This is a genomic window from Verticiella alkaliphila, assembly GCF_018904615.1.
GTDB lineage: Bacteria > Pseudomonadota > Gammaproteobacteria > Burkholderiales > Burkholderiaceae_B > Verticiella > Verticiella alkaliphila.
The window spans coordinates 43,576-68,124 of record NZ_JADCNH010000008.1 but is presented as its reverse complement, the minus strand read 5'-3'; the positions used below and the strand labels follow the sequence as shown (position 1 = coordinate 68,124).

Annotated in this window: 18 protein-coding genes and 1 pseudogene; 10 read left to right on the top strand and 9 right to left on the bottom strand. The window is 66.0% G+C overall.

Translation table 11 applies throughout. The features are described from left to right. The first annotated feature begins 137 nt into the window (after positions 1 to 137). A complete protein-coding gene (locus IMZ29_RS08000; protein ID WP_216182580.1) occupies positions 138 to 1,313 on the top strand; it encodes a FliC/FljB family flagellin in 1,176 nt (391 codons plus the stop codon). Here the strand turns inward: IMZ29_RS08000 and IMZ29_RS07995 are convergent. Then, a complete protein-coding gene (locus tag IMZ29_RS07995) occupies positions 1,310 to 1,852 on the bottom strand; it encodes a class I SAM-dependent methyltransferase (RefSeq protein ID WP_216182579.1) in 543 nt (180 codons plus the stop codon). The two genes, IMZ29_RS08000 and IMZ29_RS07995, sit on opposite strands and share 4 nt — an antisense overlap. A gap of 350 nt (positions 1,853 to 2,202) precedes the next feature. On the opposite strand from IMZ29_RS07995, the gene IMZ29_RS07990 reads away from it, so the two are divergent. Next, a complete protein-coding gene (locus IMZ29_RS07990; RefSeq protein WP_216182577.1) occupies positions 2,203 to 3,996 on the top strand; it encodes a DUF262 domain-containing protein in 1,794 nt (597 codons plus the stop codon). A gap of 172 nt (positions 3,997 to 4,168) precedes the next feature. Here the strand turns inward: IMZ29_RS07990 and IMZ29_RS07985 are convergent, their stop codons facing one another. The 3 genes from IMZ29_RS07985 to IMZ29_RS07975 all read right to left on the bottom strand — a co-directional run bounded on the left by IMZ29_RS07985 (position 4,169) and on the right by IMZ29_RS07975 (position 8,346). Then, the gene (locus IMZ29_RS07985; RefSeq protein WP_216182575.1) at positions 4,169 to 5,374 is read right to left on the bottom strand and encodes a DUF4214 domain-containing protein; all 1,206 of its coding nucleotides are present in this window, start codon (positions 5,372 to 5,374) and stop codon (positions 4,169 to 4,171) included. Positions 5,375 to 5,663: 289 nt separating this feature from the next. Then, positions 5,664 to 7,265 carry a class I SAM-dependent methyltransferase gene (locus tag IMZ29_RS07980; protein WP_216182573.1) on the bottom strand — a complete coding sequence of 534 codons (1,602 nt, stop codon included), beginning with the start codon at positions 7,263 to 7,265 and terminating at the stop codon, positions 5,664 to 5,666. 40 nt (positions 7,266 to 7,305) lie between these two features. Continuing rightward, positions 7,306 to 8,346, bottom strand: a complete 1,041-nt coding sequence (locus IMZ29_RS07975) for a DUF72 domain-containing protein (RefSeq protein ID WP_216182699.1) — start codon at positions 8,344 to 8,346, stop codon at positions 7,306 to 7,308. A 171-nt stretch (positions 8,347 to 8,517) separates the two neighbouring features. On the opposite strand from IMZ29_RS07975, the gene IMZ29_RS07970 reads away from it, so the two are divergent. Both IMZ29_RS07970 and IMZ29_RS07965 read left to right on the top strand, forming a co-directional pair. Then, positions 8,518 to 9,216 carry a carbonic anhydrase gene (locus tag IMZ29_RS07970; RefSeq protein WP_216182571.1) on the top strand — a complete coding sequence of 233 codons (699 nt, stop codon included), beginning with the start codon at positions 8,518 to 8,520 and terminating at the stop codon, positions 9,214 to 9,216. A 2-nt stretch (positions 9,217 to 9,218) separates the two neighbouring features. Continuing rightward, on the top strand, positions 9,219 to 10,949 hold the full coding sequence (locus tag IMZ29_RS07965; protein ID WP_216182569.1) for a solute carrier family 23 protein: 1,731 nt from the start codon (positions 9,219 to 9,221) through the stop codon (positions 10,947 to 10,949). Between the two features lie 132 nt (positions 10,950 to 11,081). On the opposite strand, the gene IMZ29_RS07960 is transcribed toward IMZ29_RS07965, so the two are convergent. Both IMZ29_RS07960 and IMZ29_RS07955 read right to left on the bottom strand, forming a co-directional pair. Beyond that, positions 11,082 to 12,077 (bottom strand): Bug family tripartite tricarboxylate transporter substrate binding protein, encoded by a 996-nt coding sequence (locus tag IMZ29_RS07960; RefSeq protein WP_216182567.1) that lies wholly within the window; start codon positions 12,075 to 12,077, stop codon positions 11,082 to 11,084. Positions 12,078 to 12,198: 121 nt separating this feature from the next. After that, positions 12,199 to 13,128, bottom strand: a complete 930-nt coding sequence (locus tag IMZ29_RS07955) for a LysR family transcriptional regulator (protein WP_216182565.1) — start codon at positions 13,126 to 13,128, stop codon at positions 12,199 to 12,201. A gap of 114 nt (positions 13,129 to 13,242) precedes the next feature. Between IMZ29_RS07955 and IMZ29_RS07950 the strand changes: the two genes are divergently transcribed. The 6 genes and pseudogenes from IMZ29_RS07950 (at position 13,243) to IMZ29_RS07925 (ending at position 20,062) form a co-directional block, all read left to right on the top strand. Further along, positions 13,243 to 14,862, top strand: coding sequence for an ABC transporter substrate-binding protein (locus tag IMZ29_RS07950; RefSeq protein ID WP_216182563.1), 1,620 nt, complete (start codon positions 13,243 to 13,245; stop codon positions 14,860 to 14,862). Between the two features lie 33 nt (positions 14,863 to 14,895). Next, positions 14,896 to 15,873, top strand: coding sequence for an ABC transporter permease (locus tag IMZ29_RS07945; protein ID WP_216182561.1), 978 nt, complete (start codon positions 14,896 to 14,898; stop codon positions 15,871 to 15,873). 1 nt (position 15,874) lies between these two features. Next, positions 15,875 to 16,789 carry an ABC transporter permease gene (locus IMZ29_RS07940; RefSeq protein WP_216182559.1) on the top strand — a complete coding sequence of 305 codons (915 nt, stop codon included), beginning with the start codon at positions 15,875 to 15,877 and terminating at the stop codon, positions 16,787 to 16,789. Then, entirely contained in the window at positions 16,786 to 17,817 is a 1,032-nt protein-coding gene (locus IMZ29_RS07935; protein ID WP_216182557.1) for an ABC transporter ATP-binding protein, read from the top strand. Before IMZ29_RS07940 ends, IMZ29_RS07935 begins: the two co-directional genes overlap by 4 nt. 24 nt (positions 17,818 to 17,841) lie before the next feature. Further along, positions 17,842 to 18,851 (top strand): annotated as a pseudogene (locus tag IMZ29_RS07930) (ABC transporter ATP-binding protein). Positions 18,852 to 18,931: 80 nt separating this feature from the next. Further along, on the top strand, positions 18,932 to 20,062 hold the full coding sequence (locus IMZ29_RS07925; RefSeq protein ID WP_216182555.1) for a M20 family metallopeptidase: 1,131 nt from the start codon (positions 18,932 to 18,934) through the stop codon (positions 20,060 to 20,062). Between the two features lie 32 nt (positions 20,063 to 20,094). Here the strand turns inward: IMZ29_RS07925 and IMZ29_RS07920 are convergent, their stop codons facing one another. From IMZ29_RS07920 to IMZ29_RS23245, 3 genes are all read right to left on the bottom strand, one after another. Beyond that, positions 20,095 to 21,048, bottom strand: coding sequence for a Bug family tripartite tricarboxylate transporter substrate binding protein (locus tag IMZ29_RS07920; RefSeq protein ID WP_216182553.1), 954 nt, complete (start codon positions 21,046 to 21,048; stop codon positions 20,095 to 20,097). A gap of 166 nt (positions 21,049 to 21,214) precedes the next feature. Next, positions 21,215 to 22,594: an ATP-dependent RNA helicase DbpA gene (gene dbpA, locus IMZ29_RS07915; RefSeq protein WP_216182551.1), complete on the bottom strand. Its 1,380-nt coding sequence runs from the start codon at positions 22,592 to 22,594 to the stop codon at positions 21,215 to 21,217. Positions 22,595 to 22,897: 303 nt separating this feature from the next. Continuing rightward, the gene (locus IMZ29_RS23245) at positions 22,898 to 24,445 is read right to left on the bottom strand and encodes a hypothetical protein (protein WP_371820165.1); all 1,548 of its coding nucleotides are present in this window, start codon (positions 24,443 to 24,445) and stop codon (positions 22,898 to 22,900) included. Positions 24,446 to 24,549: the final 104 nt, after the last annotated feature.

Below are 24,549 nucleotides of genomic sequence, written 5' to 3'. Positions count from 1 at the left end.
AAGCCCTAAAGCTTGCGACGGTCGTTCCGTTAACTAGGTCAACGAGCCTTTACCGCTCTGCATCGACGGGCGGGAAGCCCGTTGTGGGTCGCCAGGCGGCGGCCCTCTCCAAGGCCTAACCCAATTCGGAGCTTACGATGTCTGTCATCAGCACCAACTACCTGTCGCTCGTCGCGCAGAACAACCTCCAGAAGTCCCAATCCGCCCTGGGCACCGCCATCGAGCGCCTGTCGTCGGGTCAGCGTATCAACAGCGCAAAGGATGATGCGGCTGGTCAGGCGATTGCTAACCGGTTCACGGCCAACGTCAAGGGTCTGCAGCAAGCTGCCCGTAATGCCAATGACGGCATCTCTATCGCGCAAACGACCGAAGGCGCCCTTAACGAGATTAACAACAATCTCCAGCGAGTCCGCGAACTGACCGTACAAGCACAAAATGGTTCTAATTCGGCTTCAGATATCGATTCGATCCAGCAGGAAGTAAATCAACGGCTCGAAGAAATCAATCGTGTTGCTGAACAGACGGACTTCAACGGAATTAAGGTGTTGAACTCGGCAGTCGCTACTAAGTTGAGCATTCAGGTTGGAGCAAATGACAACCAAACTATCGATATCGATATCGCTGGCAACACCGGTTGGAATTTTGCGTCGGGTGCTCCCACTGTCGCTAGCGGTGTAGTAAACGGAAATAGCCGTACGGGCACCATCAGTGGATTTGATGTGCTTCAATCGGCCGCCTCTACAGTTACTGCTGACATGCCCTCTGTTGCTACTGCAAACACCGCTGCAGTTACGGAGTCAGGGTTTACGGCTGCCCCGACTAGCTCGATCTACGCATATGGGGACGGCACTGTTTACGCTGCAGTTGTCACGAGCGGCACCGACTCTAAAGCTTATGCCGTGTCGTTTGACAGCGCGGGTGCGGCAGTTTTGGGCCGAGAACTTGACGCAGTCGGGACACAGGCTGCCGTCGCTGCTTCTGCAACGGCTGCCAACGAAGTGGCAACCGGACAAACGGAGAATGTTACGGTGAGGGGAACCAGCACGGCTTTGCAGACTATCGATGATGCACTCAAAGCCGTTGATAATCAGCGGAGTGCGTTGGGTGCCATTCAAAATCGTTTCGAATCCACGGTCACAAACCTGAACAACACCGTAACCAATCTCTCCGCCGCCCGTTCGCGCATCGAAGACGCTGACTACGCCGTCGAAGTCTCGAACATGACCCGCGCCCAGATCCTGCAACAGGCCGGCACGTCGGTTCTGGCTCAGGCCAACCAAGTCCCGCAAGGCGTCCTGTCGCTGCTGCGTTAATTCGTACAGTAGGCTCTTGCGAGGCAAGGGCGCCTTGCAAAAGGTCCCCAAGCCAAGCGAGAGTGCAGGAACTGCCTGGAAGCAGATACGCCGCCAACGCCATCCCGGGTTGGCGGCTTTTTTCGCTTTGAATGGATGACATCGCCCCATGTTGCCAGACACTTCATCTGCACCGCGATGATGTAGTCGAACTGGCCAAACTCGGGCGTGATATCCGTCAGGCTCATCGCGCGCAGGTCCAGATTCTTCGCGCCGACGGCGGCTGCCACCTGGCGGCCCGCTTCCACCTCTACCACAGAGAGATCGATGCCGACAACCTGGGCCTCAGGGTACGCCAGGGCGAAGGGCAGCAGATTGCCGCCCGCTGAGCAGCCCAGTTCCAACACGCGCGCCTTCGCCAACGGCACAGTGCTGATGCCATAGAGGTGCGCGGCAGCGCGCAGATGTCCGGGCGCAGCATAGAAGAAGGCGTTCGAGTTGTACGGACGATCGTCGTACGCTTTGGCAATCTGTTGGCTGGCGAGGTCGGGGGCGTTCACGTAGGTTCCTGGCGCAAAGGGCGATGGTGGCGCCAGCGTGCCTATGATCGATGGCTGTCAATTGCCTGATAAAACGGCGAAATCCTGCTTATTGTCCGAGACCTCCTTGCTGCCGAAACACGCCGTCTTGGACATGTCCTTCCATGCCCGCTGCCTAAGACTTGCGTGGAACACAAAATGTCGCTGTCAAGCCGCAGCCTGCTCACGCCGTTAGCCTCGCTACTGGCAGCCGTTGCGGACCCGAACAAGGGTTTGCCTAAACTCCCTGATCAGGGTAGCCGAAGCGGCAAAGTCTGTTGCGAAAGGACGCTCTGGCGGGCGGTCTGCCTGAACTCAAAGGAGATTTCCACGTGCTAGTCAAACCCGTTTCCCAGACCGTGGCCAAGCTGCTCGGCAATCCTAACGAGCAATATGTGGTTCCCGCCTACCAGCGCCGTTACTCCTGGCAAGCCAAGCAGCTGAACGAATTGCTGAATGACATCCTGGCGCTTGAGAACGGCGACGGCCATCTGCTGGGAACCGTGGTGTGTTTGGTCGGACCCTATGGCGCTGGTCTCAACCAGCTTGAAGTGGTGGATGGGCAGCAGCGCATCACAACGCTCAACATCCTACTGCACTGCATTTTGGAGAGACTGCGCCGAGAACGTGTAGCGGATCAGGCGGCTAAGGTGGCGGCGATGCTGGAATCGCGTGCTGAAGGCGGGGTGGCGCACCCCAAGATTCTGCTGGATACGATTGATGCCACCGAGTTCGAGCGGCATGTGAAGCAGCGCCCTGTCGACGGCCGACACAACGCGAATCTTGCCCTGGCGTTTGCGCTTTACCGCGAACGTGTCGATGCTATGACGCTGAGTGAACTCAACACCCTGCTGCAGCGTTTGACGCGACAGGCGACGATCATCCGGCTCGAAGTAGCAAACGCGAAGGACGCCTTCAAGCTGTTCGAGACGATCAACAACCGCGGTCTTCGCTTGAACGCCACGGACATCATCAAGAACTTCATCCTTGGCAACGCGGCGCGGTTTGGTGACTCGGAGCTCGCGGAGGCCCGCGTGCGTTGGGCCGAGTTGATCGCGCATCTGGACGGCACCAACTTCGAAAGCTTCTTTCGCCATTACGTGTCTGCCACGCTGACACGCCGCGTGACGCGCGCGTACGTAGTCACGTACTTCAAGGCGATCTTCCTGCGGCAAGTGCTGGAGGCGCGCACGTTGCCTGAGCAGACGGTGTACGCAGACGAGCCCGAGCTCGAAGATGCCGACAATGCTGCCGACACGGAAGCCGTTGCGGATGACGAGGAGGTGCAGATGGCGGACGTCGCGGCTGGCACGTTGACCTTCACGGCCTTTCTTGAACGTCTTGCGCAGCATGCCAAGATGTATGGCGCGATCGTTCGCGCCAAGACCGGCGTGCCAAAGATCGATCGACGGTTACGTCACCTGCGCATGATTCAATCATCGCAGACATATGGGTTCCTGATGGCGATGCGGGCAGGCGGTTGCTCAGACGCGAATTTCGTCGAGATCCTTGCGCTGACTGAAGCGTTCCTGATGCGCCGCCACATCTGTCGCGAGCGAGCCAACGAGAACGAGTCCATGTTTGCAAAGCTGTGTGGCGCAGACGCCAGCGATCCCGTTCCCGTCGTTCGTGCGGCGTATCGCGCGCTCTCGCCATCCGACGACCTTTTCGAGAGCCGCTTCGCTGAGTACCAGTTCACGGCCAACGTGATGGACCGAGCGCGTTATTGCCTGGAGCAGTTCGAACAGGGCGAACATAGTGCGTTTGCCGAACTCCACGTGGCTGGCACGGACGATGTGCATGTAGAACATATCATTCCGCAGAAGATCAAGACCCGAAAGGCCGTTGCAGACCACGGAGACTGGGTGGTGTACCTTGGTGATAAGGCTGTGGCGCGTCATCGCGATTACGTGTCGCGCATCGGAAACCTGACGCTATTTGCCGGCACGCTGAACATCAGCGCGTCCAACAACCCGTACGGCCGCAAGAAGACAGCCTACGAGCAGTCTGGCATCAAGCTGACTCAGCAGCTCCCCGCGGACTTCCCCGAGTTTCGGTTCGAGGAAGTCGAGTCGCGCTCTGCGGGGTTTGCGAAGCGTGCGGTTGGGCTGTGGCCGATGGCTTAGCCGTCGGGGCGAGCGGACATCAGGGCTGCGCCGGCTACCGCCCTCGTTCCCTGATTGCCAGACGTCCCTAGCGCTTGGCCCTTTGCGGCAAGCCCTTTCCGTGTCCTGAGTGATGGCGCCCGCTGCCACGCTATCGTTCAAGATGCGCGTGGCTGGCCACTGGTGGGGCAGGTCACCCCAGGAGATACGCCTCTGGGTCCGTGGCAGCCCCGATCACCTCGAGCGCTGCGGCGCTACTCACCGACGCCATTTCAATCCATTCGATGGGCTCGCCCAGCTCGTCCCACAAGAAAGAGTCGATGACATCGGGCCACGCGGGCTTCACCCCAGCCTGCATAGTGACGATGGCAGCGTGCGCAGACGCAGTGTCAGTTACCCCGTCGAGCACGGCGACCAGATCGATCGGTGCCGCGCCCTTGCCGGACACCGAGGCCTGGGCGGCATATCGCGCCACGGCCACGCGGGCCAACACATAGTCCGAGTCTCCTTGTGCGGCAAGCGCGGACGCCAGGAACACGGCGATGAATTCCGAGCGTGAACCGCCGGCGTCCAGGTACTGCGTCCAATAGGCATGTCCGGACGCTTCTGCCTGCCTGCCCAGCACACCTTGGTACAGGTGGTGGACGTACGCACTGTTGTCGAGATCGGTACCGGCCTCGCCATGTGCAGCGCCGGAAAAATACATGCTGGCTGCGACTTTCTTGACGGCGTCGGCATCGGGCAGGTGCGTCAATGCGTTTGCCAGGTCTCCTGCCCAGTAGTTCAAGCCGTCATGCTCCGGCGCGCGCAGGAAGGCGGCGACGTAAACGGCCGTGAGCAAATCAGCGTGGTCATCGCTGATGGGAAGGTTCAGTGACACCTCAGGCAAGACAATCGGCGGCAGGACGATTTCTCCGTCGTCCGGCAGCGGCGTGCTTGGCTGGTAGTAGCCGGTGTCGGCCAGGCCCTTCAGGATCTGCTCTGCACCTAGGCCGGCTCGCACCGGGCTGCCCATCGTGACCCACCCCAGCATCAAGTCCGCGATGCCGAGCGCTTTGTTCGTGATGGCGTCAACCATCGCAGCCGAGGTCTGCGCAGATGCGGCAGGCATCAAAGCGTGCACGAACTCGGTAGGATTGATCGACTCGATGTAGCGATCCAGAAACAGCGGAAAGAACTCCTCGAAGGCTTCGGCGCTGCTGGGCAGCTTGTGATCGAAGTGGAACGAGAAGATGAAACTTTTAACCCGATGCTCGTAATTAGCCTGGACCTCACGACTGATATCGACACCAAACCGGAAACTGTTGATCTCACCCCGGATCTGCGCGTCTGTGTAGTGGGTGTATTGCGCATAGTAAGCACGCAGATTGTGTTCGGCTTGTGCGAGGGTGATGGCCATGGCGTGTTGGGAGGTAGGTCCAGAACACGTCAAGCGTGTGCTCTAGACAAAGTTGCGAGAATTTGTGACTTTGCGATACGCAATGGATCTTAACGTGTCGCGAATCGCTTCGCCATGCCTATCGATTTGCGCCCAGGTTCTAGGACGTCTGCCCGCAGCATAGGCGGCCACCATCGCTCAGAAAACCTTGGCGCTTACGGAAGTCGCGGATTGGGTGGGCCTCCGTTTCCAGCGCGATTACGCCGATCACTGGCGGCGATGCTGCATCGACCGGTGGCGAGGCAACCCCTCACGCCACCCGCAACCCCGCCCGCCACAGCATCTCCAGCACCTGCGTCAGCACCTTTTCCGCCTTGGCCTCCAGATCCGGCCCACGCTGCTCGGTGAGCAGGGTGCCATCGAGATCCGGCACGCGGCCATGCTGCAGCGCTTCGCGCAATTGCGTGCGCAGCTCCACAAGCGTCAGCCGGCCGCCGAGCCGGCTGAGGATCCAGGTTTCGGTGGCGCCTAGCTGCTCGAGGTTCACGGCGTCGTGCCACAGGTTGAAGCCGACGATGCGTACGGCGGCACCTGCGGCCTGCTGGCGCTGGCGCAGGTGCACGATCCCGGGCAGGGCGCGCGGGGTGGCGGTCTGGGTGGCGGGCCGGGCGGTGTCGTCGCGGGCGATGTAGACGGTATTCAGGCGATACAGCGTCTGCACGGCGTGGCGCACGGTGATGCGGTGTGCGTCGCCGCTGGCGCCGGTCTTGCCCTCGGTGGCTGCGATCAGCGCTGGCAGCGAACATGCCTGGGGCCACGCCTGGGTCAGGGCTTCGACCACGGCGGCTGTTGCGGGCTCGCGCGTGCGCAGGATGCGGCCGCGCTGGTTTCGGTAATGGACAAAGCCGGGCGTGGAGGTCGCGGGCGCGTGTGCCCGGAAGTGGCCGGCAATACGCAGTTCGGCGAGCCGGTCAGGGTCCGGGCGCGGCGTGGCGTGGCTGGCGCGCTCGGCATGGGCGAGCAGGCTCATGCGCATGTTGCGTCCCGTGGCGAAATCCTGCCACTGTTCGTAGCGGCGGCGCTCGCCGTCGGCTTCGGAAGCCTGCGGACGTTCGCCCGGCGGTGCGAGTTCTCGGTGTGCCTCCGCGTCGCCCACGTAGTCGAGTCCGGCAAGCCGCGCGGCATCGATGAGTTCGGTGACGTACAGGGGCGTGCCGTGGTGGGCCTGGCGATGCAGGGCGCCCGATTGCGTGGACTGACCCAGTTGCTGCGCCGTGGCGCGCAAGGCGGGCGCGAGGGGGTTGTTCGGATCCAGGTCGGTGCCCAGCCGTGAGAGGACGGAGCGAGCGCTGGCCTCGTGCGCTGGGCTGCCCGGATCACCCTCGCTGAGCAGGCCGATGGCCTGCCGCACGATGTCAGCCGCCGCGGCGCCGGGGTAGGTCGGGTAGCTGATGCACACCACGCCGTCAGGCGACAGTTGGTCGCGGCAACGCTGCAGCAGGCTGGCGCGTGCATCGGCCGGCAGCTGCGTGAAGAGGCCATGAACGACGATGTAGTCGAACGTACCGAATGTCGGGCCGAATGCCTCCATCTCCACGGCCTGCAGCTGCAGGTTCGACGCGCCGACGCTGGCGGCGGCTTGCCGTCCCGTCGCGATGGCAGCGGGCGACGCATCGATGCCGACGACGGCAGCCTTTGGATAGGCGAGGGCAAAGGGCAGCAGATTGCCGCCGGCGGAGCAGCCGAGCTCCAGCACGCGCGCCTGCGCGAGCGGTACCGTGTCTACTGCGTAGAGGTGTGCCACGGCGCGCAGGTGACCTGGCGACGTCAGGAAGTTAGGCTGCGACAGGCTGGGCGGAGAAGCTTCAGACAGCGCCGTGCCGGACGGCAGAGAAACAGCAGGGACGGACATGAGGCTTTCAGGGTGACGGACGGGCCGTAGCGTACTGCGTTTAAGGCTCGAGGAGTTGTCTCGCCAGCCTCGCTATCGTCAACGGCGCACACCCTTCCGCATCATTGCTCACGGTCACGAACGCCGGCTGACCTCGGCTCGTCGTCCCACGAATCGTACGGGCGAGCCATCCCAGCGTGTGGGTATCCTCGCTGCGGATCTCGTTGAAGGGGTCATGCTTCTTCTGGGCGGCCTCGTAGCCGTAGGGGCCGAAGATGCGGTTCAGGCTCCAGCGGCAGACAAGTGGCCCTGGCCAGAGGCTGCGCAGCACGTCGAGTTGGTCTTCGATCGGCGGCATCTTGCTGTGAAGGCCCAGGCAGAAGGTGGCCTGGTGGGCTTTCAGCGTATGAATCAGCGCGTCGCCGAGCAGTGAGGCATCGCGCAATTCCACGGCGACGATGACCGGGCTGGCGTCGGGCAGGAAATCGCGCACGGCGGCCAGCAGCTGGCCCAGTCTGGCGAAGAGGGCGTCCGGGCGTTGCAGCCACTCGCGCGACAACGGGCTCAACTGGAAGACGAGCACGCCGAGCTTGTCGCCCAGGCCTTCGGTGGCAGGGCGCACGAACTGGTCGATCGCGAGTTGCGGATCGAGGAAGTCGGCGTTCGCCTCGCGGGCCTTGCCGTCTTCGGCGCGCACCTGCGCATCGGTGATGCTGGCGGGGCATTTGACGACAAAGCGGAAATCCTCGTTCACCTGACCTGCGTAGGTCTCGTACTGCGTGGTGGTGAGGGGCCGCCAGAAGGTGCGGTCGATGCACACGGTGCGCAGCAGCGGATGCTGGTGATAGGCGGTCAGTCCCTGGCGCGACAGCAGGCTGGGCTCGTACGCGCCATCCCAGACCAGGCCGTCCCAGCCGGGGTAGGACCAGGTGGACACGCCAAAGCGCAAGTGCGCAGGCAGCTGCGCGGCGATGGCCTGCAGGCTTGCGTCGACGGTGGCGGGCTGCACGCCCGCGCGTTTGGGGCGGCGCGACGGCGCCTGCTGGGCGGCGGGTTCGGCAGGCGCGCCGGCGTCTGCATCGCCGAAAAGATCGTCTTGCATCGGGTTCATGGCCGAATTGTCGCAGTCGCATTGCAACACGGCCAGGCGTTGCACGCCTTCGGGTAATCCTGTGCCGCGGCGATCGCCGTTTTTGTATCATCCAGACATGAACAGACACTCCTGTCCTGTTCTCCATTGCGCGTGCCGCCGGTGCGCCTGCGAGATCCAGCCATGACGCTCCAACCTGCGTGCGCCTGCCGCGACATCAGCCACTTCATCCGTGGCATCACCGACTTCAAGGAGCGCAACTACGGCCATGCGCCCTCGCTCATGCAGGAGCTCGCCCACGGGCAGGCGCCTGCCACGCTGGTGATCTCCTGCAGTGATTCCCGCGTGGATCCGGTGGCGCTGTTTGGCGCGGACCCTGGCGAACTCTTCTCGGTGCGCAACGTGGCGAACATGGTGCCGCCGTATGCGGCGCCCGCCGATGAGGGCTCGGCCCAGCACGGCGTGGCCGCGGCGGTGGAATACGCGGTGCGCGATCTGAAGGTCGATCACATCATCGTGCTGGGCCACGCGCATTGCGGGGGTATCAAGGCCATGCTCAACATGGCCGCGGGCGAGCCGCTGCCGCGCGAATTCATCGGGCGATGGGTGCGCATGGCCCTGCAGGCTTGCGAGCAGTACGTGAAGGATCCGGCGGATCCGTCCGGCCGGCACCAGGTCTCGCTCGACGTGCTGCGCGAGAACCCGGCACTCGTCGAGCGTGCGGCGATCCAGGGTTCGCTCGCGAACCTGATGCAGTATTCGTGGCTGCGCGAGCGCGTGGAGGCGGGCAATCTGCAATTGCACGGTTGGTGGTTCGATCTGGACACGGGCGATCTCTGGACGACGGCGCCGGGACAGACGCACCTGATGCCCGTGCTCTGACGATGGCACACAAGCCCCGAAAGCCCGCCAACATCCAGTTCGGCAGGGACGAGGCGCCGCCGCCCCGGGTCGCCCTGGCGCTCGCGGCCCAGCAGATGGCGTTTCTGGCCGCGCTGCTGGTGGTGCCGAGCCTTTTCGTGCGGCAGGCGCAGGTGCCGGCCTCGACGTTCTTTTCGCTGGCGGCGGCAAGCCTGTTGCTGTGCGCGGTCACGCTGGTCGTGCAGGCGCGTCAGCGCGGGCTCGTGGGGTCGGGTTTCTTCTACCCCGTACAGGCGTCGACCCTCGTCTTGCCCGCCTTGATGCTGGGCGTGCTCGGGCCGGGCGGCCCGGCGGGGGCGTTCACGATGGTGGTCGTGATGGGGCTGGTGCACTGGGCGGCGAGCTTTGCCGTGGAGCGCCTGCGCAGCGTGTTCACGGTGGAGGTGGCCGGGCTGTGTGTCCTGTTGCTTGGGCTCGGGCTGGGCAAGATGGGCATCGCGGTGGCGTTCAACGACGCCATTGCGTATGCCGGATTCGAGCCTGCCACGGGGGAGGAGCTCCTGGTGGGCCTCATTGCCTTCGCCACGATGGTGGGGTGCAACGTCTGGGGGCGCCGTCACGTGAAGTGGTTCGCCACGGTCATCGGGCTCGCCGCAGGCTTTGCTGCGGCCGTGTCCCTGGATCTGATCGCACCGGAGGCGTGGGCACTCATCGCGTCCGCCCCGTGGGTGTTCCTGCCCACGCTGCCCGTATTCGGGCTCGCCTGGGATGCGAGCCTCATCGGACCCTATGCGGTCACTGGTCTCATCCTGGCGCTCATCTCGATGGGCGTGCAGACGGTGGCCCAGCGCTTCAACGATGCCAACTGGGTGCGGCCAGATCTGAAGGCGATCGCGCGTGGCCTGCGCGCCGAGGGTACGGGGCTTTTCTTCGGGGCGGTGGTCAATGGCCTGCCGCAGGTGGCCAGCGGCGGGGCGGTGGGGCTGTCGGCGGCCTCGGGCTGCACCAGCCGGCTGCTGTCCTATTGGGTGGCGGGGCTGCTTGCGGTGCTCGCCCTCCTGCCCAAGATCATGGCGCTCTTTCTGGCGCTGCCGCTGCAGGTCACGGGCGCGCTGTTCCTCTTCCTGTCCGTCTTCACGCTCATGAGCGGCTTGCAGCTCATCGCCTCGCGCATGCTCGACAATCGTCGCATCATCGCGCTGGGCGCAGGTCTCGTGGTGTTTGTGAGCTACGAACTGCTGCACGCGCACGTCAGCATGCTGCCAGCCGCGTTCGCCGCCGTCACCTTCACCGGCTTCGCCTTGGCCGTGGCCACCACCGTCACGCTGTCGCTGATCGTGCGACTGGGCGTGCGCCAGCGCGCGCACGAGGCGTTTTCCGCACAGGGCACGTCGCTCGACGACGTCATGGATTTCATGGAGCGGCAAGGGCGCCTTTGGGGCGTGCCGCCCGACGTGGGCCGGCGTGCGCAATTCGCCGCGTGGCAGGCCTTCGAGATCCTGGCCGGGCAGGAACACGTGCAGGGCGAGGTGGACATCCACACCGCGTTTGACGAGTACACGTACGCAGTCACCTTGAGCTATGACGGCGAGGTGTTGACCTTGAGCGACAAACGCCCGGACGCGGAGCAGATGCTGGAGGACGACCTGAGCGAAGCCGCGCTGGCCGGCTACCTGGTGCGCCGATCGGCCGATGCCGCCAGTGTGTCGCGGCGCGGCAGCAAGGCCGTGTTGCGGCTCACGTTCAGCAACTGACGCTCAGCAACTGACCTTCAGCTACTGACGCTCAGGCCCTGGCCGTCAGAAAACGGCGGTGCCGCATGTGTTCCAGGCCGTGCGCCGCCGCCAACGCAGCGGGCACCCCCAAGGCGGCGCCCGCCATTCACCTCACTCCAGTGAAATGCCGGCCTTCGTGACCAGCTCGCCATACTGGTCGTACTTCACCTGGGCCTGCTTGCGGATGTCCTCGGGCGACCAGTTGAGCGTTTCGAATGCGAAGGTCTTGTAGCGGGCCTGGATCTCCGGATCGGCCACGGCCTTGGCGACGGACGCATTGATGCGGGCCGCGATGTCGGCGGGCACGCCCTTGGGTGCGACCAGCGACACGAACGAGTTCACATAGACACCTTGCGGGCCGCCAGCCTCGGCCACGGTGGGCACGTCCGGCTGCTGCGGGTGGCGCTCGGGCGCGGCAATGGCGATATAGCGGATCTTGCCGGTCTGGTAGACGCTTTGCGTGGACGGCAGGGTGCCGTAGGCCCAGTCCAGATCGCCGGTGGACAGGTTGGTATAGAGCTGGCTCACCTCGCGGTAGGGCACGTGCTCCATCTTCACGCCCGTCAGTGACTGGAGCTGTTCGCCGCCCAGGTGGCCCGGGCTGCCGACCGCCCACGAGCCATAGCTGAGCTTGCCCGGGTTGGCGCGCGCCTTCGCGACCAGGTCACCGACGGTCTTCAACTCGGAATCCGTCGGGACGGCGATGAAGAACGGTGTGCGGAACAGGATGGCGACGGGGTCGAAATGATCCAGCGTCACGAAATTGCGCGACTTGTAGAGGTGGGGCAGGGCGCCCAGGTGCTCGCTGTCCAGTTGCAGCAGGGTGTAGCCGTCCGGTGCGGCACGGCGCGCGGCCTCGATGGCGATGAAGCCGCCGCCTCCCGGGCGGTTCTCCACCAACACGCGCTGGCTCCAATCGCGCGAGAGTTTGTCCGCAACCAGGCGCAACACGGCGTCCGGGCCGCTGCCCGGGGCAAACGCGGTCATGATGGTGACGGGTTTGGACGGAAAAGCGCTGGCGTCTGAGGCAAATGCCGCCGGGGAGGCAAGGGCGGCCAGACTGGCTGCCAGAGCCAGGCAAGCCTGGCGACGGGAGAATGCGGTCATGGGATGTCTCCGAGGCGGGTCACGCCTTTCTAGGAATCGGTTTTGCATCCGATTATTTCGGCCACCCCATGCGGCGTAAAATGAGTTTTTCGTCTGATCCATACGATTCACCGTATGGCGTTCAGGGGGTGTCCATCCCCAGCTTCAGTTCGGCTTCGCGCAGCGCGTCCAGGGCGTGCGCCAAGCGCTCGATGAACGATTCGATCAACACCGGCAGCTGCCGGCCCGCCATCACCTGGATCTGCACGCTGCGAAACTGCATCTCGGGGTCGATCAACGGGCGGGCCACCAGGTTGTTGCGCGCAAGGCGTCCGGCCATCGACACGTAGCCCGCGAGCAGGATGCTGTGGCTCTCGCGCACCAGGGCGTGCAGCGTGCCCGAGTAGTTGCTGGTGACAGCCGCTTCGACATAGACGCCGGCCATGCCGCGCGAATGGTCGTACATGTTGCGCGTCATGGTGCCCTTGTCCGTGAGCGCGAGCGGATAGCGCTGGATGTCGTCCATGCTCAGGCTGGGGCGGGCGGCGAGCGGATGGTCGGCTGCCATCACGGCGTGGACTGGGGACTGCACACTGTGCCTCACCTGGATGCCGGGTGTCGGATCCACGCTGAAGGTGACCGCGACATCGGCCTCACCTTCAGCCACCAGTTGCGTGGCCACCGACGATTTGCCGACCCACAGCGCGAATCGCGTATCGGGATGCCGGTCGCGAAAGCGGGCCACTTCCGTGGGCACCAGATCATTGGCCAACCCCTGCGAACACGACACACGAATCAGGTTGCCGGGGATGCCGGCCAGATTGCCGATGGCAGTGAGCACCGATTGCGTTTCGAGCGCCGTGCGCCGTGCATGGGCCAGGAGCATGCGGCCGGCTTCGGTGAGCGTCATGCCGCGCGCAGCGCGTTCGAAGAGCGGGGCGCCCACGTCTTCTTCGAGCCGGGCGATCTGCCGGCTGATGGCGGAAATCGCCACGTGAAGGTTGACCGAGGCCGCGCTGAGACTGCCGGTATTGGCCACTTCCAGGAAGTAGCGCAGTGCCTGATTCAGCATAAGGGTTTACCCGAAATTTCTAAAATTGGCAAAGCAGCTGCGAAAGATTGTAATTGTTTGAGAAATCTCACGTCACTAGAATTTGCCGCTTTCCCGCACCAGGAATCTCGCATCATGTCTGTCCGTCTGTCGATTCTCGCCCGGCTGATCTGCAGCCTGGGCTGTCTGGCCGCCGCCGGCGCCGCCCATGCCGAGTCGCTGCGCATGGGTCTTGCCTCCGAGCCCACTGCCGCCGATCCGCACTATCACCAGGGCACGCCGAACGAGGCGCTGGCCAGCCACATCTTCGAGCCGCTCGTCGGCATGAACCCCGACATGCAGCTCGAGCCGCGTCTCGCTGCCTCGTGGTCGGCCGTGGACGACCTGACCTGGGAGTTCAAGCTGCGCGAGGGCGTGCGCTTCTCCAACGGCGAGCCCTTCGGCCCGGACGACGTGGTCTTCACGCTGTGCCGCGTGCTGAACAACGAGACCTCGCTGAGCTCGGGCTTCTCGAACGTGGCGCGCCGCATCGTGAAGGTCGAAGTGCCTGATGCCCAGACCGTGCGTCTCATCACGGCCACGCCGTATCCCGTGCTGCCCAACGAACTGGCCCGCGTGCCGGTGATCTGGAACGGCATCGCCGAACACGGCAAGCTCGAGTACACGCCCAAGGAAGGCTGCGGCGTCACCGGTGCCTGGCCCAACGTGAACGACTTCAACAACGGCAAGTCGGCCATCGGCACGGGCCCCTACGTCATGAAGTCCTACGTGAAGGGCACGGGCATCGAGCTCACCCGCAACGATGACTACTGGGGCGAGAAGCCGCACTGGGAGAGCGTGCGCATGGTGGCCGTGCCCGCGGCCGGCCCGCGCCTGACGGGTCTGCTCGCCGGTGACTTCGATATCATCGAGAACCCGGCCGCGCGCGATCTGCCGCGCATCAAGGCCGGCGGCTTCGGTCATGAGATCAAGCCGTCCGTGCGCGTCATGTTCTTCCAGCTCGACGCCGGCCGCGAGCAAAGCCCCATGGTGAAGTCTGCCAAGGGCGACAACCCGCTGCAGGACGTGCGCGTGCGCCGCGCCATCTCGATGGCCATCGACCGCAAGGCCATCGTCGAGCGCATCATGGACGGCGTGGCCACGCCGGCCTACCAGTTCCTGCCCGATGGCATGTTCGGCACGCTGGAGAATCCGCCCGAGCTGAAGTATGACCCCGCCGCTGCCAAGGCACTACTGGCCGAAGCCGGCTATCCGGATGGCTTCGAGCTCACGCTGTCGGCCACCAACGATCGCTACATCAACGACGCTCAAGTGACGCAGGCCGTGGCGCAGTACCTGACCCGCGTCGGCATCCGCACGCGCGTCGACACGATGACGCGTTCGGTGTACTTCCCGCGTCGCGCCAAGCGCGAATTCAGCGCCTCGCTGGGTGGCTGGGGTTCGGAGACGGGTGAGGCCAGCAACTTCATCCAGTACTGGACGACGACGACGCGCCAGGACCTCGGCCTGGGCAGCAGCAACTACGGCGCCTACAGCAACCCCGAGCTCGACGAGACCTTCATCGAGGCGATCCGCACGGTGGACGACGCCAAGCGCACGGAACTGCTGCGCCGCGTGCTGACGATCGCGCTGGATGAAATGCCCAACGTGCCCCTGCACTTCGAAAGCGGTCTGTGGGCGTTCCGCAAGGGCCTGGTCTACGAAGGCCGGGCGGATCAGCGCACCATGGCCACGGCCCTGCGCCCCGCGCAGTAATCCGGTCACCGGGTCTTCCAGGGAGAACAGGCTTTGGCGTTGTTCATTCTTCGCAGGTTCATCCAGAGCCTGTTCGTCATCCTGGCCGTCTCGGTCGTGGTGTTCTTCGCGGTGTATGCGGTGGGCGACCCGATCGAGCTTCTGGTCAGCCCCGAGGTGGGACAGGCCGAGCGCGACGCGCTGATCGCGCGGCTCGGCCTGGATCTGCCGATCTGGCAGCAGTACGGCCACTTCCTGTGGAACGCGCTGCACGGCGATCTCGGCAATTCGTTCGTGCACGGCATGCCGGCGATCGAGCTGATCCTGCAACGCATGCCGGCCACGTTCGAGCTGGTGGTCGTGGCCATCCTCCTCACCTGTCTGCTCGGCATTCCGCTCGGGCTCGTTGCGGGCCTGTATCGGGATGCCCCGCTGGGCCGCGGCATCATGGCAGGGTCCGTGCTGGGCTTTTCGCTGCCGAACTTCTGGCAGGGCATGGTCTTCATCCTGTTCTTCGCCGTGTGGCTGGGCTGGTTGCCAGCCTCGGGGCGCGGCCCCACCGTCGAGGTGCTGGGGGTGCCCTTCAGCGTCTTTACCACCGAGGGCTGGCGCCATGTCGCCATGCCGGCGGTGAACCTGGCGCTCGCCAACATCGCACTCGTGCTGCGGCTCACCGCCACCGGCGTCGTTGAGGCGCGTACCCAGGATTACGTGAAGTTCGCCCGCGCCAAGGGTGTGGCGCCCGCGCGCATCGTGCGCCGCCACATCCTGCGCAACATCCTTATCCCCGTGGTCACCGTGATCGGCATGGAGTTCGGCAGCCTCATCGCCTACTCCACCATCACGGAGACGGTGTTCTCCTGGCCCGGCATGGGCAAGCTCCTGATCGACAGCGTCTACCAGCTGGATCGTCCGGTGGTTGTCGCCTACGTGATGCTCGTCACCCTGATCTTCGTGGTGATCAACCTCATCGTCGACATCCTCTACGCCGTGCTCGATCCGCGCGTCCAACTTCTCGAACCGGCTCACTGACATGGCAGAACCGATCCGCACTGACCGGGTGCCCACGCGCCCGCCGCTGCAGGACACGCCGCAACGCCGGCGCATCCTGCGCAAGATCAACGCACGCCCGAGCGTGAAGGGCTCGCTCATCGCGCTGGCCCTGCTGCTGGGCTTCATCCTCATCGCACCGTTCTTCGCGCCGCAGAATCCGTACGACCTGATGTCGCTGGACATCATGGCCGGCCGTCTGCCGCCTGGGGGCGAGAGCTTCGACGGCACCCGTTACTGGCTGGGTACCGACCAGCAGGGGCGCGACATGCTGAGCGCCATCCTCTATGGCCTGCGCATCAGCCTGATGGTGGGCCTGGGGGCAGTCGCGCTTTCCACGCTCATCGGCAGCATCGCCGGCCTGCTCGCCGCCTTCAAGGGCGGCTGGGTCGATACGCTCGTCATGCGCCTCGTCGACTTCATCCTGGGCTTTCCGACCATCCTCGTGGCGCTGGTGCTGCTCGCCGTGATGGGGCGGGGCGTGGACAAGGTGGTGATCGCGCTCGTGGTGGTCCAGTGGGCGCACTACGCCCGCATCATGCGCGGGCGCGCCCTGCAGGAGCGGCGCAAGGAATACATCGAGGCCGCGCAGAACCTGGGCTTTCCGGCCTGGCGCATCATGCTGCGTCACCTGATGCCTAACTGCATGAGCCCGATCCTCGTCTTCGCCACGATCCAGATCGCCACCGCCATCGTGCTCGAAGCCACGCTGTCCTTCCTCGGTGTGGGCGTGCCCGTCACCGAGCCCTCGCTCGGCCTCCTGATCGCGAGCGGCTTCGAGTACCTGTTGTCCGGAGACTACTGGATCAGCATGTTCCCGGGGATCGCACTGCTGCTGCTCATCCTGTCCATCAACATCATCGGCGACCGCCTGCGGGCTGCCCTGGATCCGCGATGACTGACTCCGACGTTCTTCTGGACGTGCGCGGCCTGCGCACGGCCTTTCACACCCGCGAAGGCGCCTGGCCTGCGGTCGACGGCGTCGATCTGCAGGTGCGCCGTGGCGAGATCGTGGGCCTGGTCGGCGAATCCGGCTCGGGCAAGTCCGTCACCGGCTTCTCGCTGATCGGACTCATCGATCCGCCGGGCGAAGTGGTCGAAGGCCAGATCCGTTTCGATGGCCGCGAACTTCGCGGCATGTCCGAGACGGACCTGCGGGCGCTGCGCGGCAACGACATCGCGATGATCTTCCAGGATCCGCTGATGACGCTCAATCCGGTGTTGACCGTGGGTGAGCAGATGCGCGAGGCGATCTTCACGCATTTCCCGCGCACCTCGCGCGCTGACGCCGATGCGCGCTGCTGTGAGGCGCTGGCGATGGTGGGGATTCCCTCGCCCGAGAGCCGGCTGAAGGCCTATCCGCACGAGTTCTCGGGCGGCATGCGCCAGCGCGTGGCGATCGCCATCGCCATGCTCAACCAGCCTCGGCTGATCATCGCCGACGAGCCCACCACGGCGCTGGACGTGACGATCCAGGGCCAGATCCTGTATCAGATGCAGCGTCTGTGCCGCGCGCATGGCACGGCACTCATCTGGATCACCCACGACCTGGGGGTGGTGGCTGAGCTCGCCGACCGCGTGGCCGTGATGTATGCCGGACGCATCGTCGAGACGGGGACGGTGGAGGAGGTGCTGAGTGCGCCGCGTCATCCCTACACGCGGGGCCTGCTCGATTCCATGCCCGCCACGGCCGAGCCGGGTGAGCGCCTGTCGCAGATCGATGGCATGGCGCCCAGCCTGGCCGGGCGCGAGGCGGGCTGTGCCTTCCGGCCCCGCTGCCCGCGTGCCCAGGCGCGCTGCGCCGAGCAGTCGCCCGAGCCCGTGAGCGAGGACGGGCGCAGCTATCGCTGTTTCTTTCCGCTGGCCGCCGAGGTGGCCGCGAGCGTGACGGCCGGCACGTTGCCGCCCGTCGCGAGGAGTGTATAAGCCATGACTTCCTCATCTCCTGCCATGCCGACGGCCGAGCGCGCGAGCGTGCTCGACCTGAAAGGCGTGCGCAAACGCTTCTCTCAGCGCCCGGACCTGGCCCAGCGCCTGCTGAAGCTGGCGGCCGGCCGCAGTCGCTACGCACGGTGCACGCCGTCAATGGCGTGGATCTCACCTTGCAGCGTGGTGAAGTGGTGGGCCTGGTCGGCGAATCCGGCTGTGGCAAATCCACGCTCGGCCGCATCGCGGCCGGTCTGATCCGTCCGACGGAAGGCACCGTGCACTACCAGGGCCGCGATGCCGCGAGCCTGAAAGGTAGGGACAAACTGGATTACACGCTCGGCGTGCAGATGATCTTCCAGGATCCGCAGGCCTCGCTCAATCCGCGCCAGCGTCTGCATCAGATCCTGGGCGAGGCACTGCACGTGCATGGCCTGGCCGCACGCAGCGCCATTCCCGCCCGCGTGGACAAGGCACTGGCCGAAGTGGGCCTGGGCCGGGAATACCGCGAGCGCTTTCCGCACCAGATCTCAGGCGGCCAGCGCCAGCGCATCGGCATTGCCCGGGCGTTGATGGTCGAGCCCTCGCTGCTGGTGTGCGACGAGCCCGTGGCCGCACTGGACGTGTCCATCCAGGCCCAGGTCATCAACCTCTTCATGGATCTGCGCGAGAGCCACGGCTTCACGTATCTCTTCATCAGCCATGACCTGGGGGTGGTGCGGCACATCGCCGATCGCGTGGCCATCATGTACCTGGGCCGCATCGTCGAGACGGCGCCGGCCGCCGAGGTGTTCGCCCGCGCGAACCACCCCTACACGCAGGCGCTGCTGGCCGAAATGCCCGACGTGGGCCGCCGGCGGCGCGACTTCACGCCGATCCAGGGCGAGATCCCGTCGCCGCTCGCGCCGCCTTCTGGCTGCACCTTCCACCCGCGCTGCCCGCACGCGATGCCACGCTGCAAGACCGAGGTGCCGCTATTGCGCCAGATCGCGCCCGGCCATCAATCGGCCTGCCATCTGAACGACGCCGCCTGATTCCTATTCCCGCGGGGATATCCCCGGGCCATCACGGCCCGGGTTGCCCCGCGCGTCCCTATCTTCCTGGAGAACCCTGCATGTCTCATCCCGAGAGCGCCCAGACACTCGTCGACGGCATCAGCGAATGGGTGCGTTGCGAATCCCCCTCGCACGACCCTGCCACGCTGCGCACCATGGCCGAGCTCATCGCCACGCAGGCTCGCGCCGCGGGCTTGCGCGTGACCGTGACCGAGCTGGGCGAGCAGACCGGCCCCGCGCTGGTGTTGTCCAACCGCGCCAGTGATGACGAGCGCCCGGGCCTGCTGCTGCTCGCGCACTACGACACGGTGCACGCCGTGGGCACGCTCACGCAGAACGCGCTGCGCATCGAGGACGGCAAGCTCTACGGCCCCGGCACCTACGACATGAAGGCGGGCACCTATCTGGCGCTGAAAGCCCTGCAAGGCCTGACGCAGCCGGGCGATACGGCGCTGCCGGTGGATTTCCTGCTGGTGCCGGACGAGGAGATCGGCAGCCCCTGGTCGCGCCCACTGATCGAGTCCTGGGCGAAGCGGGCGCGCTACTCGCTGGTGTGCGAACCGGCGCGCGCCAATGGCGGACGTTGCGTGACGGCGCGCAAGGGCACCGGCCACGTGTGGATCACCGCGCATGGTCGCCCGGCTCACGCCGGCGTGGCCCACGAGAAGGGTCGCAGCGCGATCCGTGAGCTCGCGCATCAGGTACTGGCACTGGAGGCCATGACCGACTATGCGGCCGGCGTGACGGTGAGCGTGGGCACGATCGAAGGCGGCACGACCGTCAATGTGGTGCCGGGCACGGCGCGCGCGGTCGTCGACTTTCGTGTGCCCACGCCGGAAGCCGGCGAAGCCCTGCTCGCACGCATCCAGGCCCTGCAACCGAAGGATCCGGATGTCCGCCTGGAGATCGATGCGCGCCTGAACCGCCCGCCGATGCCGCGCACGGACGCCACCGGCGCGCTGCTGGCGCAGGTGCAGGCACTGGCAACGCAGGCCGGGTTCACGCTGGAAGAAGCGCCGATGACAGGCGGCGGCAGCGACGCCAACTTCGTCGCCGCCCTGGGTGTGCCCACCCTGGACGGTCTGGGCGCGGAAGGGGACGGTGCCCACACCCTGTGGGAACACGTGATCGTCGAGACGCTGCCGCAGCGCCTGGCGTTCTGGCGCCTGCTGCTCAAGCACGTCGCCTGATCGCGCAGCGGCGGCGTGCACGCCGCTGCCTGTCAGTTCAGTCCGATGTCGCGCACGACGGGCGCCCACGTCTGCAGCGTGTCCGCCAGATGCGTCTTGAAGGCTTCAGGCCCCTTGAAGTCGGGCTTGAGGCCGAACTGATCAGCGCATTGCGCGAACTGTGGCGTGCGCATGCCGCCCTCGAAGGCTGCAGCAAGTGTCGATACCACGCCCGGCGGCAGGTCGCGCGGGCCGACCACGCCGAGAATGCTGGGCGCGACGAGGTCATAGCCGGCTTCGCGCAGTGTCGGCGCTGCCTCAAAGCCGTCCATGCGTGCATCGCCGTAGGTGGCGAGCAGCCGCAGCCGCCCGTCACGCACGTAGGGCACCCACTCGGCAGTCTGTGACATCACCTGAACGTCGCCGCGCATGAGCGCAAGAATGGTCTCGGGCCCGCTCTTGTAGGGCACGTGCGTCCAGCGCACGTCCGCCATCCGTCCCAGGCGTTCCATCGTGAGGTGTTGCGGCGTGCCAGGCCCTGCGGTGCTGTAGCTGATCGCCTGGGGATCGGCCTTGGCGGCCGCGATGACATCCTCGATGCGCTGAAAGGGTGAGTCGGCACGCACGAGCAGGCCCATCTGGTATTGCGCCACCTGGGCAATGGCGGTCAGGTCCGTCGAGACGTCATAGCCGGTCTCCACGGGTAGGAGCTGATTCATCAGGGCGCCCGTCGAGAACGTCGCGAGCGTGTGGCCATCGGCGTTCTGCCGCGCCACGTAGGCGATGGACAGCGACGAGCCGGCGCCAGGCCGATTCTCGATCACCACGCTGTGTCCCAACGCCTCGGCCACGTGCTGGCCGAGCGCTCGCGCGCACATGTCGGTGCCGCCGCCTGGGCCATAGCCAACCACGAGCTGGATGGGTTGCCGGGGAAAATCCGCAGCGCTGGCGCTGGCGGCAACGAGGGTGCAGGCCAGGGTCAGGCCGGCCAGGGTGCAACGTGCCATCGGGTGTCTCCTGTGCGTCGTTGTTCACGACGACCAGGCTGGGCGGCCGGTGTGGCGGCCTGCCCGGGGGCGGGCTCACCACCATGCGGACGCCAGGCCTAGCCCGGCCGTCCTCGCGCCGCTCGATCGGCGGCTCCGCACCAGTATAGGGGGAAGGGCCCGACGCCTAGCCGACCACGCGGGCGCGCAGGGAGCGGCCCTTGATCGAGCCGCCTTCCATGCGGGCCACGGCGGCTGCCGCCTGACCGCGCTCCACCGCCGCATAGGACACGTGCTCGAAGACGTGAATGCGGCCCACGTGCTCGCCCGTCAGGCCGCCCGGACCGGTGAGCGCGCCCAGCACGTCGCCCGGGCGCAGCTTGTCCTTGCGTCCGCCCTGGATCGCCACGGTCACATAGCGCGCGCGCAGCGCGCCGCCCTTGGGCGAGAGGCGGCTGGCGTCTGCCCACTGGGCGCGCTGTCCCTGATAGGTCTCGATGCGTTCGATGTAGTGCATCTCGCGTGGCGTGCATAGCGTGAGGGCGAGGCCCTGTTCGCCATTGCGGCCGGTGCGCCCGATCCGGTGGATGTGCACCTCCGGGTCGCGGCTCACCTCGACGTTGATGACCGCGCCGAGTTGCTTGATGTCCAGCCCGCGGGCGGCCACGTCGGTGGCCACCAGCACGGTGCAGCTGCCATTGGCGAACTCCGTCAGTACGACGTCGCGGTCACGCTGTTCCATGTCGCCGTGCAGTGCGAGCGCGTCATGGCCTTGATCCTGCAGCGCCTGCGCCAGCACGTCGCATGCCGCCTTGGTGTTGCAGAAAGCGAGGGTGGATTCCGGCCGGAAGTGCCGCAGCAGCGTGTCGACCGTGCGGGTGCGTGCGTCCGGCGCCACCTCGAAGACGTGCTGCTCGATGGTGCTCGCGTCGTGCAGCGCAGCCACGCGCACCTCCACGGGATCGCGCAAGAGACGCGCGCTCACCTGCCGGATGTTGTCTTCATACGTGGCCGAGAAGAGCAGCGTCTGGCGGCGCTCCGGGCATTCACGGGCAATCGCGTTGATGATGTCCTTGAACCCCATGTCGAGCATGCGGTCGGCTTCGTCCAGCACCAGCGTGCGGATGCGCGAGAGGCTGAGCGTGCCGCGCTCGAGGTGATCGGCGATGCGCCCCGGGGTGCCGACGATCACGTGCGAGCCGTGCTCCAGCGTGTCGGCCTGCCGTCGCACGGACACCCCGCCGCCGCACAGCACCACCACCTTGATGTTGCCGGCGAACTTGGCCAGGCGCCGGAACTCGTGTGCCACCTGGTCGGCGAGTTCCCGCGTCGGGCAGAGCACCAGCGTCTGGGGGGCGAAGAACGTCGTGTTCAGGGCGTGCAGGGCACCGATCGCAAAGGCGGCCGTCTTGCCGCTGCCCGTGCTGGCCTGGGCGATGAGGTCGCGTCCCGCCAGGACTTCCGGCAGGCTTTTGGCCTGGATGTCCGTCATCTCGGCATAGCCGAGTTGGGCGAGATTGGCGAGCATGGCCGGCGAGAGCGGCAGGCTGGAGAAGGCGCGGTCCATGGCGTGGCCTCGAATTCGGGGGGTAACCTGCCAGTCTATCAGCCGTGTCAAGTCGGCTTCGCCTGACGACGGGGTGTTGCGCCACGACCGCACCGACAATGCGAATTGTCAGCGGGCGTCTCCATAGTTTACGTCCGCAGGGCGAGCGACTACGGCGGGCCTTGTCAAGGTAGGTGATTTGCACGCAAGACACAGAAACTCCCTTACTGGGCCTCACGCACTGTTTCAATCCTCTCAAGGATACTAGCCGCTTCGCAGCGTCTGTAGCAGCTCTTCCTTCGGTTAGGTCCGAGGACGGCAGGTTCACAGCCGATGACCTAACCCATAGGGGCCACGATGCAGGGCAGGGCGCAGAACCGGCGCAAGATTGCGTACAACGCAAAAAATAAGCGACGCACGCGGTATTTCTGGCTGGGATTGGCGCTGACGCTGAGCGCCAGCGCCAGCTTGGCAGCAACGACGAATTACGACCCCGCGACCCACGATGCCTTGATCGCCGACGTGCGCTCGGGCGAGCGCACGTGGCGCGAGGCCGTGCCTGTCCTGCGGCGATGGGAGGCCTCGGTCGCCGTGCCCGACGAGCGCCGGCGCGTGGCGGCCGATCTCGTCGTCGCCGCCTGGGAGTCCCGGGACGCGGCATCCGCCGTGGCAGCCGCACGGCGCCTGGGGCCGTCGGCATTGCCGACCTATGCGCTGCCCGCGGCCACGGCCGCCGCGCGGGACCAGGCAGACCGTGAACTCCAGGGCGCAGCCATCCAGGCGTGGCTGTCGCGGGCGCCTCAGGATTGGGATGCCCGCGTGCAGCTGGCCCTCTGGCAGATCGACCAGGGCCACTTCGCCCAGGCCGATACCACGGTTCAGCAGTTGGCGCAGGATGCCGGGGCCAGCCAGCCCCGCAAGGTGGCATTGCTGGAAGTGCGTGGCGCCCTCGCGGAGGCCCGATCGCAACCGCTGCACGCCCTGGCCATCTATCAGGCGGTGCGCACGCTGGCCCCTGCGCATGCGTACGCGAATCGGGCGCCGGCCTTTCTGCTGTCCGAGCTCGGCGCGCCGGCGGCGGGCGATGCCTATGCGCGAGACGCGATGGCGCGCGACACCGCCGAGTTCAGCATGCTCGAGGCGGCCGAGCTGGCCCAGCAGGCCCTTGGTCAGTCGCTGCGCTGGGCCGTGCGCGAGCGTGATCAGCGCACGGGCGAGGGCCCGGCACGCCATGCGGCGCTGCACGCGGTCTACGCCCGTATCGCCCCGTTGCGCGCACAACTTGTTCACGGCGAGGCGCAGGCCACGGCCACCGGGCAGACCGATCCCGCGGAATGGCAGGCGATTGCGCGCCGTCTGGACGACGACGAGATCGTGGCGCTGGCGGCCCTGGGCCGCTACGCCGACGTGCTCGCGCGCTATGAGGCCCGGGTCCAGCGCTGGGGCGCGGCGCCGTATTACGTCCTGTCGGCCGCCGCCGGCGCCCACCAATTCCAGCGCCGCTCGGATCTCGCCGTGCCGCTCTATGAGGCCGCGCTGCGCGATGGCGGTGAGGCGCTGCCCGTGCCGAGCGACGTTCACGTCGGCCTGGTCTTCGCCTATCTCGACACGGCGCGGTTCACGCAGGCCGAGGCCTTGCTGCGCGAGCTCGAGGCCGCAACACCGGCCTATCTGCGCCTCACGCCCGAGGCGGGGCGGGCAAACCCGGATCGCACGCAGGTCGAACATCTGCGCGCCCTGAGCCTGCTCTACGCCGACCGCGTGGCGCAGGCGCGCGCGCGCTTCGATCTGCTCGTCAGCCAGGCGCCGTTGCACGCCGGCCTGCGGGCCGGGCAGGCGCAGGTCGCGCAGCGTCAGGAACGCCCGGAGCACGCCGTCGCGCTCTATGAGTCACTCGCCACGGATCACCCGGACGACGTCGCCGCGCGTGCGGGGCACATCGGCGCCTTGCAGTCGGCGGCCATCATCGCGAGGCC

Bases quoted from the DNA above. Each gene is read 5' to 3' on its own strand.
- IMZ29_RS08000 (WP_216182580.1), top strand. From the start codon at position 138: ATGTCTGTCATCAGCACCAACTACCTGTCGCTCGTCGCGCAGAACAAC.
- IMZ29_RS07985 (WP_216182575.1), bottom strand. From the start codon at position 5,374: ATGGCCATCACCCTCGCACAAGCCGAACACAATCTGCGTGCTTACTAT.
- IMZ29_RS07980 (WP_216182573.1), bottom strand. From the start codon at position 7,265: ATGTCCGTCCCTGCTGTTTCTCTGCCGTCCGGCACGGCGCTGTCTGAA.
- IMZ29_RS07975 (WP_216182699.1), bottom strand. From the start codon at position 8,346: ATGCAAGACGATCTTTTCGGCGATGCAGACGCCGGCGCGCCTGCCGAA.
- IMZ29_RS07970 (WP_216182571.1), top strand. From the start codon at position 8,518: ATGACGCTCCAACCTGCGTGCGCCTGCCGCGACATCAGCCACTTCATC.
- IMZ29_RS07965 (WP_216182569.1), top strand. From the start codon at position 9,219: ATGGCACACAAGCCCCGAAAGCCCGCCAACATCCAGTTCGGCAGGGAC.
- IMZ29_RS07960 (WP_216182567.1), bottom strand. From the start codon at position 12,077: ATGACCGCATTCTCCCGTCGCCAGGCTTGCCTGGCTCTGGCAGCCAGT.
- IMZ29_RS07955 (WP_216182565.1), bottom strand. From the start codon at position 13,128: ATGCTGAATCAGGCACTGCGCTACTTCCTGGAAGTGGCCAATACCGGC.
- IMZ29_RS07950 (WP_216182563.1), top strand. From the start codon at position 13,243: ATGTCTGTCCGTCTGTCGATTCTCGCCCGGCTGATCTGCAGCCTGGGC.
- IMZ29_RS07940 (WP_216182559.1), top strand. From the start codon at position 15,875: ATGGCAGAACCGATCCGCACTGACCGGGTGCCCACGCGCCCGCCGCTG.
- IMZ29_RS07935 (WP_216182557.1), top strand. From the start codon at position 16,786: ATGACTGACTCCGACGTTCTTCTGGACGTGCGCGGCCTGCGCACGGCC.
- IMZ29_RS07925 (WP_216182555.1), top strand. From the start codon at position 18,932: ATGTCTCATCCCGAGAGCGCCCAGACACTCGTCGACGGCATCAGCGAA.
- IMZ29_RS07920 (WP_216182553.1), bottom strand. From the start codon at position 21,048: ATGGCACGTTGCACCCTGGCCGGCCTGACCCTGGCCTGCACCCTCGTT.
- dbpA (WP_216182551.1), bottom strand. From the start codon at position 22,594: ATGGACCGCGCCTTCTCCAGCCTGCCGCTCTCGCCGGCCATGCTCGCC.